The 15,754-nt window shown below is 67.1% G+C and carries 14 protein-coding genes; 1 reads left to right on the top strand and 13 read right to left on the bottom strand.

The genetic code is table 11. The features are described 5' to 3' along the window. Positions 1-90: 90 nt before the first annotated feature. Genes AC3ANW_RS19515 through AC3ANW_RS19480 form a run of 8 tightly spaced genes read right to left on the bottom strand, consistent with a single transcriptional unit; the run spans position 91 to position 9,115 of the window. Positions 91-825: an SDR family oxidoreductase gene (locus AC3ANW_RS19515; RefSeq protein ID WP_488342492.1), complete on the bottom strand. Its 735-nt coding sequence runs from the start codon at positions 823-825 to the stop codon at positions 91-93. 22 nt (positions 826-847) lie between these two features. Continuing rightward, positions 848-1,693, bottom strand: a complete 846-nt coding sequence (locus AC3ANW_RS19510) for an ureidoglycolate lyase (protein ID WP_488342491.1) — start codon at positions 1,691-1,693, stop codon at positions 848-850. A gap of 28 nt (positions 1,694-1,721) precedes the next feature. Next, the gene (locus tag AC3ANW_RS19505; RefSeq protein ID WP_488342490.1) at positions 1,722-3,125 is read right to left on the bottom strand and encodes an FAD-binding oxidoreductase; all 1,404 of its coding nucleotides are present in this window, start codon (positions 3,123-3,125) and stop codon (positions 1,722-1,724) included. Between the two features lies 1 nt (position 3,126). After that, entirely contained in the window at positions 3,127-4,407 is a 1,281-nt protein-coding gene (locus AC3ANW_RS19500; RefSeq protein WP_488342489.1) for a TRAP transporter large permease subunit, read from the bottom strand. Positions 4,408-4,413: 6 nt separating this feature from the next. After that, on the bottom strand, positions 4,414-5,001 hold the full coding sequence (locus AC3ANW_RS19495; RefSeq protein ID WP_488342488.1) for a TRAP transporter small permease: 588 nt from the start codon (positions 4,999-5,001) through the stop codon (positions 4,414-4,416). A 43-nt stretch (positions 5,002-5,044) separates the two neighbouring features. Further along, positions 5,045-6,244 carry a fumarylacetoacetate hydrolase family protein gene (locus AC3ANW_RS19490; RefSeq protein ID WP_488342487.1) on the bottom strand — a complete coding sequence of 400 codons (1,200 nt, stop codon included), beginning with the start codon at positions 6,242-6,244 and terminating at the stop codon, positions 5,045-5,047. Positions 6,245-6,289: 45 nt separating this feature from the next. Further along, the gene (locus tag AC3ANW_RS19485) at positions 6,290-8,086 is read right to left on the bottom strand and encodes an IlvD/Edd family dehydratase (RefSeq protein ID WP_488342486.1); all 1,797 of its coding nucleotides are present in this window, start codon (positions 8,084-8,086) and stop codon (positions 6,290-6,292) included. Positions 8,087-8,110: 24 nt separating this feature from the next. Next, the gene (locus tag AC3ANW_RS19480) at positions 8,111-9,115 is read right to left on the bottom strand and encodes a TRAP transporter substrate-binding protein (RefSeq protein ID WP_488342485.1); all 1,005 of its coding nucleotides are present in this window, start codon (positions 9,113-9,115) and stop codon (positions 8,111-8,113) included. Between the two features lie 135 nt (positions 9,116-9,250). On the opposite strand from AC3ANW_RS19480, the gene AC3ANW_RS19475 reads away from it, so the two are divergent. Next, on the top strand, positions 9,251-10,222 hold the full coding sequence (locus tag AC3ANW_RS19475) for a LysR substrate-binding domain-containing protein (protein WP_488342484.1): 972 nt from the start codon (positions 9,251-9,253) through the stop codon (positions 10,220-10,222). A 5-nt stretch (positions 10,223-10,227) separates the two neighbouring features. On the opposite strand, the gene AC3ANW_RS19470 is transcribed toward AC3ANW_RS19475, so the two are convergent. The 5 genes from AC3ANW_RS19470 to AC3ANW_RS19450 form a co-directional block, all read right to left on the bottom strand. Then, entirely contained in the window at positions 10,228-11,445 is a 1,218-nt protein-coding gene (locus AC3ANW_RS19470) for an MFS transporter (protein ID WP_488342483.1), read from the bottom strand. Between the two features lie 17 nt (positions 11,446-11,462). Then, positions 11,463-12,005 carry a hypothetical protein gene (locus AC3ANW_RS19465; RefSeq protein ID WP_488342482.1) on the bottom strand — a complete coding sequence of 181 codons (543 nt, stop codon included), beginning with the start codon at positions 12,003-12,005 and terminating at the stop codon, positions 11,463-11,465. Between the two features lie 42 nt (positions 12,006-12,047). Continuing rightward, on the bottom strand, positions 12,048-12,770 hold the full coding sequence (locus AC3ANW_RS19460) for a hypothetical protein (protein WP_488342481.1): 723 nt from the start codon (positions 12,768-12,770) through the stop codon (positions 12,048-12,050). Positions 12,771-12,919: 149 nt separating this feature from the next. Beyond that, a complete protein-coding gene (locus tag AC3ANW_RS19455) occupies positions 12,920-14,275 on the bottom strand; it encodes a sigma-54-dependent transcriptional regulator (protein WP_488342480.1) in 1,356 nt (451 codons plus the stop codon). Beyond that, positions 14,260-15,714, bottom strand: coding sequence for a sensor histidine kinase (locus AC3ANW_RS19450; RefSeq protein WP_488342479.1), 1,455 nt, complete (start codon positions 15,712-15,714; stop codon positions 14,260-14,262). Before AC3ANW_RS19450 ends, AC3ANW_RS19455 begins: the two co-directional genes overlap by 16 nt. Positions 15,715-15,754: the final 40 nt, after the last annotated feature.

The following is a 15,754-nucleotide window of genomic DNA, read 5'->3' as shown; positions in this document are numbered from 1 at the left end:
CCCTTTATCGGCAAAACCGCGCATTGTAAGTGATCGATAACTTACATAAAAACCTTGATCAATCCTGCTTGCTCATAAGCGCATATCCACCTAGATCGTGATGCCGCCATCCACCGCGTAGTTCTGCCCGGTGACAAACGACGATTCGTCGCTGGCCAGGAAAACCACCAGCGGCGCGATCTCTTCGGCCGTCGCCAGACGGCCCAGGGGCTGGCGTGCGATGAAGGCTTCGCGTGCCTTCGCCGGGTCTTCATAGGCGTCGATGCGGGTCTTCAGCGAAGGCGTGTCCACCGTGCCCGGCGAGATGCAGTTGCAGCGCACCCGCTTCTGCACGAAGTCCGCGGCCACCGCCTTGGTCAGCCCGATGACCGCCGCCTTGCTGGTGCCATAGACGAAACGGCCCGGCAGGCCCTTCAGGCTGCTTGCGACGCTGGCCATGTTGATGATGCTGGCCGCGTTCGATTCGAGCAGCTTCGGCATGGCGGCCTGGATGGCCCAGAACTGCGAACGCACGTTCAGGCTCATGGCCAGGTCCCAGTCGGCATCGGTGGCTTCCATCACCGTGCCGGAGTGCACGACCCCGGCGCAGTTGAACAGCACGTCCAGTTTGTCCAGCCCACCGAAGAAGGCGTCGATGGCAGGGCGGTCGAGCACGTTCAGCAAACGGGTCTGCACGCCCGCCACACCGTTCAGCGATTCGAGGGCATCGGCGCTGATGTCGGTCGCCCACACCTGCGCGCCCTCGGCGGCCAGGGCGAGCACGGTGGCGCGGCCGATGCCTTGCCCGGCAGCGGTGACGACGACGGTCTTGTTCTTCAGTCTCATGTCTGTCTCCTCCAGCGGCTTTTTATGCCGCGACGGTGCGTTGTGTCTGTTCACCCAGGCCGGCGATGCCGAGCCGCATCACCTGGCCGGGACGCAGGTAGACGGCGTCGGGTTTGACACCCATGCCCACACCCGGCGGCGTGCCGGTGGAGATCACGTCGCCGGGCATCAGGGTCATGAAACGGCTGAGGTAGGCGATGAGCTGTGGCACCTGGAAAACCATCGTGCGGGTGCTGCCGTTCTGGTAGCGGTGGCCGTCGACTTCCAGCCACATGTCGAGGTCGTGCGGGTTGGCGATCTCGTCGGCGGTGACCAGCCAGGGGCCGGTCGGGCCGAAGGTGTCGCAGCCCTTGCCCTTGTCCCAGGTGCCGCCGCGCTCCAACTGGTAGTTGCGCTCGGAAACGTCGTTTATGACGCAGTAGCCGGCCACGTGTTTCATGGCGTCGGCTTCCTCCACATAACTCGCGGCGGTGCCGATCACCACACCCAGCTCGACCTCCCAGTCGGTCTTTTCCGATCCGCGCGGGATCTTCACATCGTCGTTGGGGCCGCAGATGGCCGAGGTCCACTTGTTGAAGATGACGGGCTCGGCCGGCACCGGCATGTTCGACTCGGCGGCGTGGTCGGCGTAGTTCAGGCCGATGCAGACGAACTTGCCGATGTTGCCGACGCAGGCGCCGATGCGGGGCGAGCCCTCGACCCCGGGCAGCGTGGACGTGTCGAGCTTTTTCAGGCGGTCCAGGGTGGCCGCATCGAGCGTGGCGCCGTGGATGTCGGCCACATGGGCCGACAGGTCGCGCAGGGTGCCCGATGCATCGAGCAGGCCGGGTTTCTCCTGGCCCAGCGGGCCGTAACGCAGCAGTTTCATGGGAGGTCTTTCCGAAAGTGATCTTGGTTCAAATGACTTTCCCGGGGTTCATCAAACCCCTGGGATCCAAAGCCTGCTTGAGGGTATGCATCAGCGCCACCTGTTCGGGCGAACGCGCGTGGCCAAGCCACTTGCGTTTGAGGGTGCCGATGCCGTGCTCGGCCGATACGGTACCGCCGAAGTCGCGCACCAGTCCGTAGACGATGGCTTCGACCTGCTCCTTCGGTTGGTCTTCCGCACCACGCTGGAACACGATGATGTGCAGGTTGCCGTCGCCGATGTGGCCGTAGAACAGGGTGACCGGGTTGTCGAAAGCCTGGTGCAGGGCGGTGCGGCACTGCTGCACATAGTCGTCCATGGCGGCGATGGGCAGGCCGACGTCGAAGGCCATGTGGCGCGGGAAGAAACCGTACAGCTCGCCGGTCGCATCACGGATGGCCCAGAAGGCCTGGTTGTCGGCCACCGACTGCGCCACCACCGCGTTGGGAATGGTGCCCTGTTCCAGCAGTTCGCCCAGCCAGGTCTCGAAACGCGGTGCGTCGAGTTCGGCGTCGGTGCCCAGCGCCTCGATCAGCACGTAGGCGCCGTGGCGGGTGTCGTCGCCGGCGAAGGGCGAACGCACGCCGGCCGCCTGGGTGGTGGCGAAGTCCCAGTATTCGGGCCACATCACCTCGAAGGCCGACAGCAGCGGGCCCAGGTTCTGGCGGGCCGACTGCAGCAGGGTCAGCACATTCGAAAAGTCGTGCACCGCGCAGATGGCGACCATGGTGGACGCCGGTTTTGGCCACAGTTTCAGCACCGCCCGGGTGATGATGCCCAGCGCGCCCTCGCTGCCGATGAACAGGTGCTTCAGGTCGAAACCCGCGTTGTTCTTGATCATCTTGTTGAGGCTGGTCACCACCGTGCCGTCGGGCAGCACCGCCTCCAGCCCCAGCACCATCTCGCGTGCCATGCCGTAGCGGATGACCCGGTTGCCGCCGGCGTTGGTCGCCAGGTTGCCGCCGATGCTGCAGGAGCCCCGCGCGCCCAGGTCCAGCGGGCAGAAGAAGCCGGCGGCCGTGGCGGCTTCCTGCACCGTCTGCAGGGGGGTGCCGGCCAGCACCGTCATGGTGGCCGATGCGGCATCCACTTCGAGCACGCCGGTCAGCCTTTCCAGCGACAGCGCCACCTCGGCCTGGCCAGCACGTGCGCCGCCGCACAGGCCGGTCAGGCCCCCCTGCGGAACGACGGCAACGCCATGCTGGTGGCAGATGCGCAGCGCGGCCGCTACGCCCGCGGTGTCCGCCGGCCGCACCACGGCCAACGGGGTGGTGGGCAGCAAGCCGCTGTAGTCGTTGCGGTTGCGCTCGGGGATGCCGTCGCCGTGCAGCACGGCCAGGGGACCGAGTTCTGCGAGCAGGGATTCGACGACGGATGAGGTTGTTCGGGTCATATCAGCCGTAGAGGAATTTGGCGGGGCCGGTGACCAGCCAGGGGAAGACGACCATCAGGAACATCATCAGGAATTCAGCCGCCATGAAGGGCCACACGCCCCGGATCACGTCGTCCATTTTGATGCGCGCCACGCCGGCCACCACGTTCAGCACCGTGCCGACCGGTGGTGTCACCAGGCCGATGGAGTTGTTGATGATGAAGAGCACGCCGAAGTAGATCGGATCGATGCCCGCTGCCTTCACCACCGGCATCAGCACGGGGGTCAGGATCAGGATGGTCGGTGTCATGTCCATCGCGGTGCCGACGACGATCACCAGCAGCATGATCATCACCATCAGCAGCATCGGGCTGCCGATGAAGGGCTGCAGCAGCGCCACCACCTTGCCGGGCAGGTCGGCCACGGTGATGAGCCAGGCCGACACCAGCGCTGCGGCCACCAGGAACATCACCACGCCGGTGGTGCGGGCGGCGGTGACGAACACCGCGTACAGCTGCGACAGCTTCAGTTCGCGGTAGATGACGACCGCCACGAAGATCGAATAGACGGCGGCCACCACCGCGGCTTCGGTGGGCGTGAACACACCGAAACGCAGGCCGACCAGGATGATCAGCGGCAGCATCAGCGCCCAGCCGGCCTTGCGGAAAGCCAGCCAGATCTCGCTCCTGCTGCGGCGCGGCGGCGGTGTGACGTGTTCCTTGCGCGCCAGCCACCACCAGGTCACCCACAGGGATGCGGCGATGAGGATGCCGGGGAAGATGCCGGCCAGGAAGAGTTTGCTGATCGACAGGTTGGCGGCGACGCCGAAGATCACGAAACCGATGGACGGCGGGATGATCGGCCCGATGACACCGGCCGCCGCGATCAGCCCGCCGGAACGTGCCTTGTCATGGCCGGCGGCCACCATCATCGGAATCAGCAGTGCCGACAGGGCGGCCGCATCCGCCACGGCCGATCCCGACAGCGCCGACAGCACGCAGGCCGCCACGATGGCCACGTAACCCAGGCCGCCGCGCACGTGGCCGACGATGGCCAGGGCCAGGTCGACGATGCGTTTGGACAGCCCGCCGGTGTTCATCACCTCGCCGGCCAGCATGAAGAAGGGCACCGCCAGCAGGGGAAAGCTGTCGGCGCCGTTGATCACGTTCTGCGCCAGGATCTGGGCGTCGAACATGTCCAGGTGCCACATCAGCGCCACACCGCAGAGCAGCAGCGAGAACGCGATGGGAATGCCCAGCGCCATGGCACCGAGCAGAGAGATCAAAAAGACGGCGATGGTCATGGCGGGTCAGCCTTTCTTGCCGTTGGACTGGAGGGCTGTCACACGGTCCTCTTCGGCCAGGCGGGCCTGCAAGGCATCGAATTCGGCGGTTTCTTCCGAGTCCTTCACCATCACCAGCGCATCGCCCTGCAGCTGGCCGCTCAGCACCCGCCACAGGTCCCACAGCAGGAACACGCCGGCCGAAGCGCCGAACACCATGCCCACGCTGTAGAAGATGCCGACCGACAGGCCGGTGGTCGGGGCCGACACGTCGGCGTTGATCACCGTCTGGTTCCAGCTGCCGATGAACAGCAGCCAGCAGACCCACAGCATCAGCAACTGGCCGACGACCACGCACACCTTCTTGCCCCAGTCCGGCAGTCGGCTGACCACCATGTCCACACCCAGGTGGCCGTGTTCCTTCATGGCGACGATGGCGCCCAGGAAGGTCAGCCACACGAAGAGCCAGCGCGACAGTTCTTCCGACACGGTGATGCCCGAGTTGAAGGCATACCGCAGCACCACGTTGCCGAACACCAGCACCACCATGACGGCCAGTGCCAGCGCCATCAGGAAGTCCAGCAGCCGGCAGTAGCGGTTCATCCAATATTCCATGTCCTGTCTCCTTGTTATGCGTTGTTCTGAGCCGGACCGGTGACTAGATCGACCGGCCGTCCAGCAGTCCGCGCGCGGCCAGGTTGCCGATGAAGGCGCGCAGGCCGAAACGCCAGGGCGGCGCGGTCTCGCTGTGGGTGACCACGTTGTTCAGCGCGCCCAGCCGGTCGCTGCGGATGGTCACCCGGTCGCCGAGCTTGTGGGTGAAACCCGAACCCGGCTGGTCGCGGTCCTCGATGGGTGCGAACAGGGTGCCCAGGAAGAGCATGAAACCGTCCGGATACTGGTGTGCCCCCAGCGTCTGCGCCACGATGTCGGCCGGGTCGCGGCTGATGCTGCTCATGGTGTTGATGCCGCGCAGCTGGTAGCCCTCGGGTCCGCTCACATGCAGGTGCACCGTTTCGCGGCGCACGTCGTCCAGGCTGAACGTGGCGTCGAACAGTCGGATGAAGGGGCCGATGGCGCAGGACGCGTTGTTGTCCTTGGCCTTGCCCAGCAGCAGGGCGCTGCGGCCCTCGATGTCGCGCAGGTTGACGTCGTTGCCCAGCGTGGCGCCGACGATTGCGCCCCGGCTGTTGACGGCCAGCACCACCTCGGGTTCCGGGTTGTTCCAGGCCGAATCGGCACGGATGCCGATGTCGTCGCCGGAACCGACCGCAGCCAGCACCGGCGCCTTGGTGAACACCTCCGCGTCGGGGCCGATGCCCACTTCCAGGTATTGCGACCACAGGCCTTGCTCCTGCAGCAGCTTCTTGAGTTCCATGGCCTGCGGCGAGCCGGGCTTGATGGCGGCGAGGTTGGTGCCGATGAGCGCAGTGACCTTGGTGCGCAACGACAGCGCCAGGCTGGCGTCGCCGCCGGCCTGTTCCTCGATCACCCGTTCGATCATGCTGCTGGCGAAAGTCACTCCGGCGGCCTTCACCACCTGCAGGTCGTTGGGCGCCAGCAGCCACGGACGACTCTTGTCCCGGTCGCCTGGCTGGCTGTTGGCCAGCAGTTCATCGACGCTGCAGATGCGTTTGCCCTTCGTGTCGCGCACCGCCTCGGCCGGGCTGGATTTTTCCAGCAGGGTGCTCACCGTAGGGAATTCCGCGCTGATGTCGAACACGCCTTCCGGCCGCAGCACGACGACGGCCGGACCCGGCTGCGGGCCGGTCAGCCAGGCGCGGCCGACCAGGCAGCCGGCCAGACCGTCGGATGGCAAAAGTGGCGCCCATGCGGCGGCTTCGAGTGGCTGGTTCATGCCCAAGTCCTTTCAAGGGTCGGCAGATGTGCCGGCCCGGTTTTTTCAGTGGTTGTGCCGAGGCGTGATGTCGGCGATGCGCCGGTATTTCAGGGCGAAATCCAGGGTCGCGCCCTCGGCCAGCTGGCCGGTCTTTTCGCGGTACAGCTCTTCCCACGGGGAATGGCTGGCCGGTATCGGCGGGGCCGGCAGTTCGCGCACCCGGCGTTCGATCTCTTCGGGCGCCACCAGCGCATCGCAGCGGCCGGCGTTCAGGTCGATGCGGATGGTGTCGCCGGTCATCAGCCAGCTCAGTCCCCCGCCGACCGCGCTTTCGGGCGATGCGTTGAGGATGGAGGGGCTGTCCGCCGTGCCCGACTGGCGGCCGTCGCCGAGCGTCGGCAGGTTCATGATGCCGCGCTGGATGAGGGCGTCCGGCGGCTGCATGTTGACCACCTCGGCCGAGCCGGGCCAGCCGATGGGGCCGGCGCCGCGCATCACCAGGATGCAGCCTTCGTCGATCTCCAGCGCCGGATCGTTGATGCGGTGGTGGTAGTCGTCGGAGCCTTCGAACACGATGGCGCGGCCTTCGAAGATGCCTTCGTGGCCAGGCCGGCAGAGGTAACGTTCGCGGAACCGTTCGCCGATCACCGAGGTCTTCATGATCCCGAAATCGAACAGATTGCCGGCCAGCACCAGGAAACCGGCCTTCTGCATCAGCGGCTGCTCGAACGGGTAGATCACCTCGCGGTCGCCGGTCTGGCGGCCCTCCAGGTTCTCGGCCATGGTCTTGCCGGTGACGCTGGCGCAGCCGCCGTGCAGCAGGCCGGCCTGCTGCAGTTCCCACATCACGGCCGGCACGCCGCCGGCACGGAAAAAACGTTCGCCCAGGTATTTGCCGGCCGGCTGCATGTTGACCAGCAGCGGCAAGTCGTAGGCATGGTCCATCCAGTCGGACGGGTTCAACTCGACACCGGCATGGCGGGCCATCGCCATCACATGCACCTGCGCGTTGCTGGAGCCGCCGGCGCAACTGATGACCGACAGTGCGTTGAGGAAACTTTCGCGAGTGAGGATGCGGGACGGTTTCAGGTCTTCGAACGCCATCTCGACGATGCGCCGGCCGGTGGCATAGGCCATCTGCCCGCGTTCGCGGTAGGGTGCCGGAATGGCGGCGCAACCGGTGAGCGACAGGCCCAGCGCTTCGGCCACCGCGTTCATCGTGCTGGCGGTGCCCATGGTGTTGCAGTGGCCGGCCGACGGCGCGCTGTCGCAGGCGCGCTGCATGAACTCTTCCTCGTCGATGGCGCCGGCCGCCAGCAGCCGCCGGCTGCGCCAGATGACGGTGCCCGAGCCGACCAGTTCGCCGTCGTGCCAGCCGTCGAGCATCGGCCCGCCGGACAGCACGATGGCCGGTATGTCGACGGTCGATGCCGCCATCACGCCGGCCGGCGTGGTCTTGTCGCAGCCGGTGGTCAGCACCACCGCGTCGATGGGATAGCCGTAGAGGATCTCGACCAGGCCCAGGTAGGCCAGGTTGCGGTCCAGGGCGGCGGTCGGGCGGCGGCAGTTCTCGAAGATCGGATGCACCGGGAACTCCATCGGGATGCCGCCCGCGTCGCGGATGCCTTCCTTCACCCGGCGCGCCAGGTCCACATGGATGCGGTTGCAGGGCGACAGGTCGCTGCCGGTCTGCGCGATGCCGATGATCGGACGGCCCGAACGCAGTTCCTGCGGCGTCAGGCCGTAGTTCATGAACCGTTCGAGGTAGAGGGCCGTCATGTCCGAACGCTGCGGATCGGCGAACCAGTCCTGCGACCGGAAGCGCCGCGAGGGGCGCGAGGAAGCTGTCTTTTCATCCATGGGGAACGCTGCTTTCCGGGGGGCTTATTTCTTGCGGGCCTTTTCCAGCTCGGCCATCATTTCGCGGGTGCTGTCCTCGCCGAATTCCTTGCTGTACTTGGCGACCACCGGCTGCAGCTTTTCACGCATCTTCGCCTGCTCGGGAGCCGACAGTTCGGTGATGTTCATGCCCACTTTCTTCAGCTCGCCCAGTGCCTTTTCGTTCAGCGCGCGGATCGACTTGCGCTCGAAGGCGGTGGCTTCGCGGCCGGCGTCCTTCATGATCTTCTGCTCTTCGGGCGACATGGTGTCCCAGGTCTTCTTGGACAGCAGCAGCACCCAGGCGCTGTAGATGTGCTTGGACAGCACCATCTGTTTCTGCACTTCGTAGAACTTGCTGGTGAGGATGGTGACGGCCGGGTTTTCCTGGCCGTCGACCGCCTTCTGTTCCATGGCCGAATACAGCTCGGTGAAGGGCAGCGGCGTGGCGTTGGCGCCCAGGGCGGTGAAGGTGTCGACGAACAGCGGGCTCTGGATGACCCGCAGCTTCAGGCCGACCATGTCCTCTGCCTTGGTGATGGGGCGGCGCGAGTTGCTTACATGGCGGAAGCCGTTCTCGAAATACGCCAGGCCGATCAGGCCTTTCTCGGGCAGCTTGTCGAGCAGTTTCTGGCCGAAGGCGCTGTCCAGCACCGCGTCGGCTTCCTGTTCGTTGTTGAAGGTCATCGGCAGGTTGAGCACACCGAAGTCCTTGACGATGGACACCAGGGTGGAGCTGTCGGGGATGGTCATTTCCAGGGTGCCGCCGCGCAGCGCGGAGGTCATGGTGACGTCGTTGCCCAGGGTGCCGTTGGCGAACACCTTGGCCTTCATCTTGCCGCCGCTTTTCGCTTCGATCGTTTCGGCGAAATGCTTCAGCGACAGGGCCTGCGGATGGTCTTCCGTGATGCCGGTGCCGATCTTGATCGAGCGCTCCCTGATCTGCGCGGACGCAGTGCCTGCGAATGCGGCCAGCAATGCGGCGGCCAGCGCGATGGACTTCAGCTTCATGGTCTTGTCTCCGGTATTTGTTGTGGCAAAGGGCCGTGTTCGGGCCGCTTCGGGGCGGAGACTAAGGGCGTCGATACACCGTGGTCCAATCAGTGTTTACGGCGGATTCATTCCATTTGGTTATCGCGCATCACCATGTCGGGCAAACCCTTATCGATGGCCGCAGCCTGCGGCCGGCTGCGTTTCAGGCACCTCCAGTTCCTGGACATCCTGGGCCGCACCCGCAACCTCCGGCTCACCGCCGAGCAGATGCATATCACCCAGCCGGCCGCCACCAAGATATTGCTGGACCTGGAGGAAATCTTCGACGCGCGCCTGTTCGAACGCCTTCCGCGCGAGATGCGGCCCAGCGAGCTGGGCCTGTTCACCCTGCGTTATGCGGCAAGCGCGCTGGCCGGCCAGAAGAAGTTCGTCGACGAGTTCAATGCGCTGAAGCAGGGCGGCCACGGGCAGTTGTCCATCGGCGCCATATCGGGTTCGGCAGCGCGGCTGCTGACCGAATCGGTGAGCGAGATCCAGCGCCGCCGGCCGCTGCTGGTGCTGAAGGTGTTCGAACAGAGCAGCGACCAGCTGGCGATCTGGCTGGCCGAACGCAAGATCGACCTGATGATCGGCCGGTTCACCGACGACCGGCAGCGCAGCCAGTTCCACTACGAAAGGCTGTCGCCCGAGCGCCTGCTGGTGGTCGGCGGGCCGCGTCATCCCTTGCGTGGACAGCCGGGCCTCGAACTGTCCAGGCTGGCGCACTGGCCGTGGCTGCTGTATCCGCCTTCGACGGCGGTGCGCAAGGTGTCCGACGACATCTTCGGCGTCATCGGCATGGCGCCCACTTCGAGCGTGGTCGAGACCACTTCATTTCTGTTCGCGCTGGAGTCGCTGCAGCTGACCGACATGCTGTCGCTGCAACCGTCCACGCTGGTCGAGAAATACGTGGAGAAAGGGTTGCTGGCCCACATCCCGGTGGAAGTGCCCGACCGCATGCCCGACTACGGCATGCTGACCCGCATGGACGAGGCGCCGAGCCCGGCGGTGCAGGCCTTCATGGCGGTGCTGCGGGATGTTTCGCTGGACGGCCTGGCACCGGCCGAGGCGGGCGGGCTGCCCTGAACGGGTCACCGGCGCCGGTCGCGTCCGCTCCACCAGAACAGCGGCAGGGCCAGCAGCGACGAGCAGGCCAGGGCCACGAAGGCAGGGCCGAAGCGGCCTTCGCTGCCGACGATGGTGTTGGCCAGCGTGGGGCTGAATGCCGCGCCGACGCCCTGCAATGTCATGACAAACCCCAGTGCCGTGTTGAAACGCCCGCTGCCCCGCGAATGGCGCTGCACCAGCAGGGGCGTGGCGACGCCGAGGATGCCGGCGGCAATGCCGTCCAGCACCTGCACCGGGATGTTGTTCCATTCGCTGGTGAAGGCATAAGCCAGCGCGCCGCGCGCCGGCAGCAACAGGATCGCCAGGTAGACAAACCAGGACACGTCGAAACGCCGGCTGCGCGCCACCCATAACGCGACCGGGATCATGGTGAGCTGCGCCACCACGATGGCGATGCCGGTCCACAACAGGGGCGCCGACCCGGCCGGCCCCGCCGCCAGGCGCTGGTTCAACAGGGGCAGCATGGCGGCATTGCCCAGGTGGAAACAGGCGCAGGCCAGGCCGAACAGCAGCAGCGGTCCGTTGCGCCAGGGTGCGGGCGCGGCGCCGTCGTTGGATGCCGATCCGGACACGTGTTCGGCCGGGCAGCCGCGCGCCGCCTGATGGTCGATGTCCTGGCTGCGGATGGCCCACACGGCGGCCAGCGCGCCCGCGCACATGGCGGCCATCACGGCCAGCATCCAGGGGGCGCCCAGGTAGTGGGCGGCGCATCCGGCACCGATGGCGGAGACGATGTTCCCCGCGTGGTTGGCCGCTTCGTTGCGACCGGTCTGGGTACGGAATCCCTCGTCGCGGGCCAGGCCCAGCGTCAGCGCGGCCATCGCTGCTGCCAGCACCGCGCCGCCGATGCCGGTCAGCACCTGCGACACGATCAGCACCGGGCCGGAAAGGCTGAGAAAAGCCAGGGCGCTGGCGCCCAGGGTCAGCAGGGTCGCGCCTGCCGTCATGGCGCGTTTGGCATGCGAGCGGTCGGCCCAGGCCCCGGCCAGAGGCGTCGCGGCCATGGCCGCCAGGCCGCCCGCCGTCATGGTGTAGCCGATCCAGTGCTGCGGCACCCGGTTCTCCTGCAGCCAGGTGGCGAGGAAAGGGCCGAGGCCGTCGCGCACGTCCGCCATGAAAAACGCCAGCAGCGTGAGCGCCGTGAGCGCCTTGAGCGAGGAACGAACGTCCGTCTGCTGCATTTTTCAGCCTCGCCTGATCAGTGGGCCGGACCGACGGAGGTGCCGTTGACGCTGTGCGCCTCGACCACCCGTCCGCTGCCGGTCGCCAGCGGACGGGAAGGGCCTTCCGCATGGACCTTGTCGCCGATGTTCAAGCCGAGGGAGGCAAAACCGTCCGGCCGGGTATGCACGAAGTCACCGCTGTCGAGGACGAAGCCGTTGGGTTCTCCGTGCCTGGCGTAGTTGAAGCGCGCGATCCTGCCCCTCACTTCCGCCGGTGCATGCGGCGGACCGGCGTCTTCGCCATCCACCGAGGCCAGCCGGGTCAGGCGATAGACCAGGTGCTCCGACGCACCCTTCGGCGAAGGTCCTTCCTCGGTGCCTTCGACGACCACCGTCTGGCCGGGTTCGAGAGCGCCGAGGCGGTCGAGGCTGGCCGCGTCCTGAGGATCGGTGACGAACTGGGTCGGCGCGCCCTCGGTGTCGATGAGCAGGCCCTCGATGGCGCCCTTGGGGCTGTAGATCAGGTGCTGGAAACGGCCTTCGATGGACCAGGCTTGCTTGTCATTGTGTTTGGGCATGGGAATCTTTGGAGTGAGGTGAAAGAGAGGCTGCTGGAATGTTCAAGGTGCGGGTGGCGGCGGTTGCAGCGGATCCCGCGGCGGACGTGGGCGACCGGCCAGCACTTCCTGCATGCTGTCCGCGCTGGCACCCAGGGCATTGGCCTCGAGCGTGGTGCCGAGGGCGGTGCGGCTGCCCCAGCCCCGTGCCGACAGGCTGCGGCCGGTTTGCAGGGTGTCGCGCAGGGCGGCGCCGACGTGCGGCGGAAACCGCACCACCACGCCGTTGTCCAGCAGAACGCCGTTGGCGTCGCCACGGTCGGTGTAGAGCACCCGGGACACCTTGCCGCTGGTGTTCAGTGCGGTGAGTGGCGGCAGCGATGCCGGGTCGGCCGGGCGTGGCGGCGGGCCGGCGAGGAGCGAACGGGTACCGCCTTGCGTGCTGATGGCGGCGGCCGACACCACCTTCGAGTCGGGGTTGGCCCAGCCGCTGACCTGCACCCGTTCACCGGCCTTCAAGGCCAGACCGGTGGCAGGCTGCGGAGGGAACGACACTTGTGTGCCGTCCGACAGCAGCAGGCCGTCGACCTCGCCGCCCGGGTTGACGAGCAGCCGTTGCACCTGTCCGCTGGCGACCGGGCGTGCGTCGGCTGCAGCGGCCATCGGACGTGGCGGTGGCGGGCCTTCGCCGGGCGGTGGCGGTGGTTGCTGCGCAAATGCGCTGCCGGCGACCAGCAGCAACGATGCGAGGACGGTGGGCGCGAGGGGGTCGAAACGATGTCGCATGTGAGTCTCCAGGTGGCGATGCACTGGATGTACTCATAAGGCGTGCCAGGTGCCTGATGCTTGTGAATCAAGGGCTTGCGTTCGTGTCATGCCGGCAGTCGACCGGTTTGAGGACAGCACGTGTCCGCTTTTCATCCATCCGCCGAGCCTCACAAGCCGTAGGTTTCGAGCTTTCGATACAGCAGTTGCCGGTGAATGCCCAGTGCGCGTGCCGCCTCCGCCCGGTTGCCGTTGGCGCGTGCCAGCGCCCGCTGGATCAGCAGCCGTTCCAGCTGCTCGACGGCGGCCGGCAGCTCGGCGTCCAGCCATGCAGTCGGCAGCCCGCCAGCATCGGCGTGCGGACTGCCGCCGCCAGGGTCCAGCGCCAGGTCGTCGGCCCGGATCACGCGGTGGCGCACCAGGGCGTTGCAGCGTTCCATCAGATTGCGCAACTCACGGACATTGCCTGGCCAGGCATGGGCCAGCAGCGCTTTCAGTGCGTCTTCCGACAGGCCTTTCGGAGGTTCGGGCATGGCGGCGCGGCGCAGGAAATAGGCCGCCAGCGGCAGGATGTCGCCGCCCCGCTCACGCAAGGGCGGCAGCTGGATCGAAAGTACGTCGAGCCGGTAGAACAGGTCTTGCCGGAAGCGGCCGGCCTTCACCTCCGCCGCCAGGTCGCGGTGGGTGGCGGCGACGATACGCACATCCACCCTCACCGTGCGATGACCGCCCAGCGGCGTCACCTCGCCTTCCTGCAGCACCCGCAGGATCTTCGCCTGCACCCCCAGGTCCATGTCGCCGATCTCGTCCATCAGCAGCACACCGCCGTCGGCCGCCCGGAAACAACCGTCGCGGTCGGCCGTGGCGCCGCTGAAGGCGCCGCGCACATGGCCGAACAGTTCGCTTTCCAGCAGGTCTTTCGGGATGGCGGAGCAGTTGATCGCCACGAAGGGCCGGTCGGCCCGCGAAGAATGCCGGTGCAGCGCGCGGGCGACCAGTTCCTTGCCGGTGCCGGTCTCGCCCAGCACCAGCACCGGTTGCTGGCTGTCCGCGGCCAGGCCGATGCGTTTGTGCACTTCACGCATGGCCGGACTGCTGCCGACCAGCTCATCGTCTTGCGAATCCGTTGCGGGCGCGGCCGGGCCCGCGGCGTTCTCCTTCCGCAAGGCGCGTTCCAGCACCTCGACCACCGCGTCGCGGCGGATCGGTTTGTCGAGATGGTCAAAGGCGCCCAGCCGCATCGATTCGATGGTGTTGCCGCCGCTGGCGTAGGCGGTGAGCACGATCACCGGCGGCCGACGCACGATGCGCGCGCCCATGGCCTGCAGGGTCTGCAGGCCGTCCATGCGGGGCATGCGGTGGTCCAGGAACACCGCGTCGATGCGGCCGTCGGGCAATTGCTCCAGCTGCTTCAATGCGGCCTCGCCGCCGTCGGCCTGCAGGGCCTGGTGGCCCAGGCTTTCCAGGGTTTCGGCCAGCGTCTCCCGGAAGGCGGTGTCGTCGTCGACGATCAGGATGCGCGCCACGGCAACTCCATTTCGAATCGGGTGACTCCGTCCACGCGGCTGCAAGTGATGTCGCCGCCATGGGCCAGCACGACTTCACGCGCCAGTGCCAGCCCGAGGCCGGTGCCGTCGGCCCGGCCGGTGGCGAAGGGTTCGAACAGTTGCGGCTGGAGCGCGTCCGGTATGCCCGGTCCGTCGTCGTCCACCCGCAGCACCAGCGACCGGCCGGCGACCGCATCGGCGGTGACCCGGACATGTCCGCCGGCAGGTGCGTGGTGCAGGGCGTTGTCGACCAGGTTGTCCAGCGCCCGGCCCAGGTGCAGCGGGTCGAACCAGGCCGAGGGCGCGCCGACCGCCTGCACCGTCAGCGTGACGTCGCGGCCGGCTGCACGTCCTGCGGCCGTGTCGCGCCGTTCCTCCAGCCAGCGGACGATGTCCACGCTGCGGGGCGACAGGTTCACCGGCTGCACCAGTGCCAGCAGGCTCTGCACCAGGCCGTCGAGCCGGTCGATCTGGCCGACGATCGCGTGCAGGGCGGCAGGCTGCCGGGACACATCGGCCGCCAATGCGTTCTCGGCCTTCAGGCGCATGGCCGCGATGGGGTTGCGGATCTCGTGTGCGATGGCGCCCGTCATGCGGCCCAGCGCGGCCAGCCGCTGGTCGCGGCTGCGCTGCCGGGCCACTTCACGCAACTGGCCGCGGGCTTCCTCGAAACGCTCTCTGTGGCGGTTGAAGCTGTGCACGATGCGGTCGAGTTCCCGCACGCCGGTGGACTCCAGTTCGGGCAGTTCATGCTCGCCGGCATGGCCGAGCCGGGCTTCCAGCCGCTTCACGTGGCGCAGGCCGCGCATCAATATCAGGCCCAGCCAAGCAGCCGAACCCAGCAGCGCCGCCAGCAGCACACCCAGTCCGAAACGCAGGCTGCCCTGTGCGGCCAGTGCGCCCTGGTGGGTGCGGGTCATGGTCCAGGCGGCCAGGTCTCCGCTGGTGGATACGAGCGGGCAGGCAGTGACCACCAGCGCCTCCCGGCTACCCTTCACCACGTCGGTCTGCAGGTTGCCGGATTGCGCGGACTGGCGGGCAAGTTCGGTGATCAGCGGCTGTTCGGCGGTCGGCACGTCGCGTTTGACGCCGCTGCCTTCGTAGGTGGGATACGCATAGGCCAGCATGCCTGCCGACGCATGCCAGGCGCCGCCTTCCACATGCGGCGTGTCCAGCAGCACCAGTTGCAGCAGCACCTGCAGCAAATCCACGCGGGGTGCGCTGGCGACGGGTTGAGGGAGCGAACGTGCGTAACGTGTCGCTATGGCCTGGCAGGCTTGCCGCGTGACCGAGCGGGCTTCCGCCACCTGGGCACCCGCGCTCTGATGAAAGATCGACGCCATGACGCTGGCCAGCGCAATGCTGACCACGAGCAGGAAGACCCAGAACAGGACCAGTTGGCTGCGAAGGGACCTCATGTCGATAGCCAACCGTGGACGTCAAAAGCCGATTCTTGCT

The sequence above is a fragment of the Xylophilus sp. PBN-3R genome (genome assembly GCF_057747805.1).
This window is presented reverse-complemented; position numbering and strand designations above follow the sequence as displayed.

Excerpts from the sequence above, each read along its gene's own strand:
- AC3ANW_RS19510 (WP_488342491.1), bottom strand. The coding sequence starts at position 1,693 with ATGAAACTGCTGCGTTACGGCCCGCTGGGCCAGGAGAAACCCGGCCTG.
- AC3ANW_RS19495 (WP_488342488.1), bottom strand. The coding sequence starts at position 5,001 with ATGGAATATTGGATGAACCGCTACTGCCGGCTGCTGGACTTCCTGATG.
- AC3ANW_RS19465 (WP_488342482.1), bottom strand. The coding sequence starts at position 12,005 with ATGCCCAAACACAATGACAAGCAAGCCTGGTCCATCGAAGGCCGTTTC.
- AC3ANW_RS19450 (WP_488342479.1), bottom strand. The coding sequence starts at position 15,714 with ATGAGGTCCCTTCGCAGCCAACTGGTCCTGTTCTGGGTCTTCCTGCTC.
- AC3ANW_RS19480 (WP_488342485.1), bottom strand. The coding sequence starts at position 9,115 with ATGAAGCTGAAGTCCATCGCGCTGGCCGCCGCATTGCTGGCCGCATTC.
- AC3ANW_RS19475 (WP_488342484.1), top strand. The coding sequence starts at position 9,251 with ATGTCGGGCAAACCCTTATCGATGGCCGCAGCCTGCGGCCGGCTGCGT.
- AC3ANW_RS19515 (WP_488342492.1), bottom strand. The coding sequence starts at position 825 with ATGAGACTGAAGAACAAGACCGTCGTCGTCACCGCTGCCGGGCAAGGC.
- AC3ANW_RS19470 (WP_488342483.1), bottom strand. The coding sequence starts at position 11,445 with ATGCAGCAGACGGACGTTCGTTCCTCGCTCAAGGCGCTCACGGCGCTC.
- AC3ANW_RS19485 (WP_488342486.1), bottom strand. The coding sequence starts at position 8,086 with ATGGATGAAAAGACAGCTTCCTCGCGCCCCTCGCGGCGCTTCCGGTCG.
- AC3ANW_RS19505 (WP_488342490.1), bottom strand. The coding sequence starts at position 3,125 with ATGACCCGAACAACCTCATCCGTCGTCGAATCCCTGCTCGCAGAACTC.
- AC3ANW_RS19490 (WP_488342487.1), bottom strand. The coding sequence starts at position 6,244 with ATGAACCAGCCACTCGAAGCCGCCGCATGGGCGCCACTTTTGCCATCC.
- AC3ANW_RS19500 (WP_488342489.1), bottom strand. The coding sequence starts at position 4,407 with ATGACCATCGCCGTCTTTTTGATCTCTCTGCTCGGTGCCATGGCGCTG.
- AC3ANW_RS19460 (WP_488342481.1), bottom strand. The coding sequence starts at position 12,770 with ATGCGACATCGTTTCGACCCCCTCGCGCCCACCGTCCTCGCATCGTTG.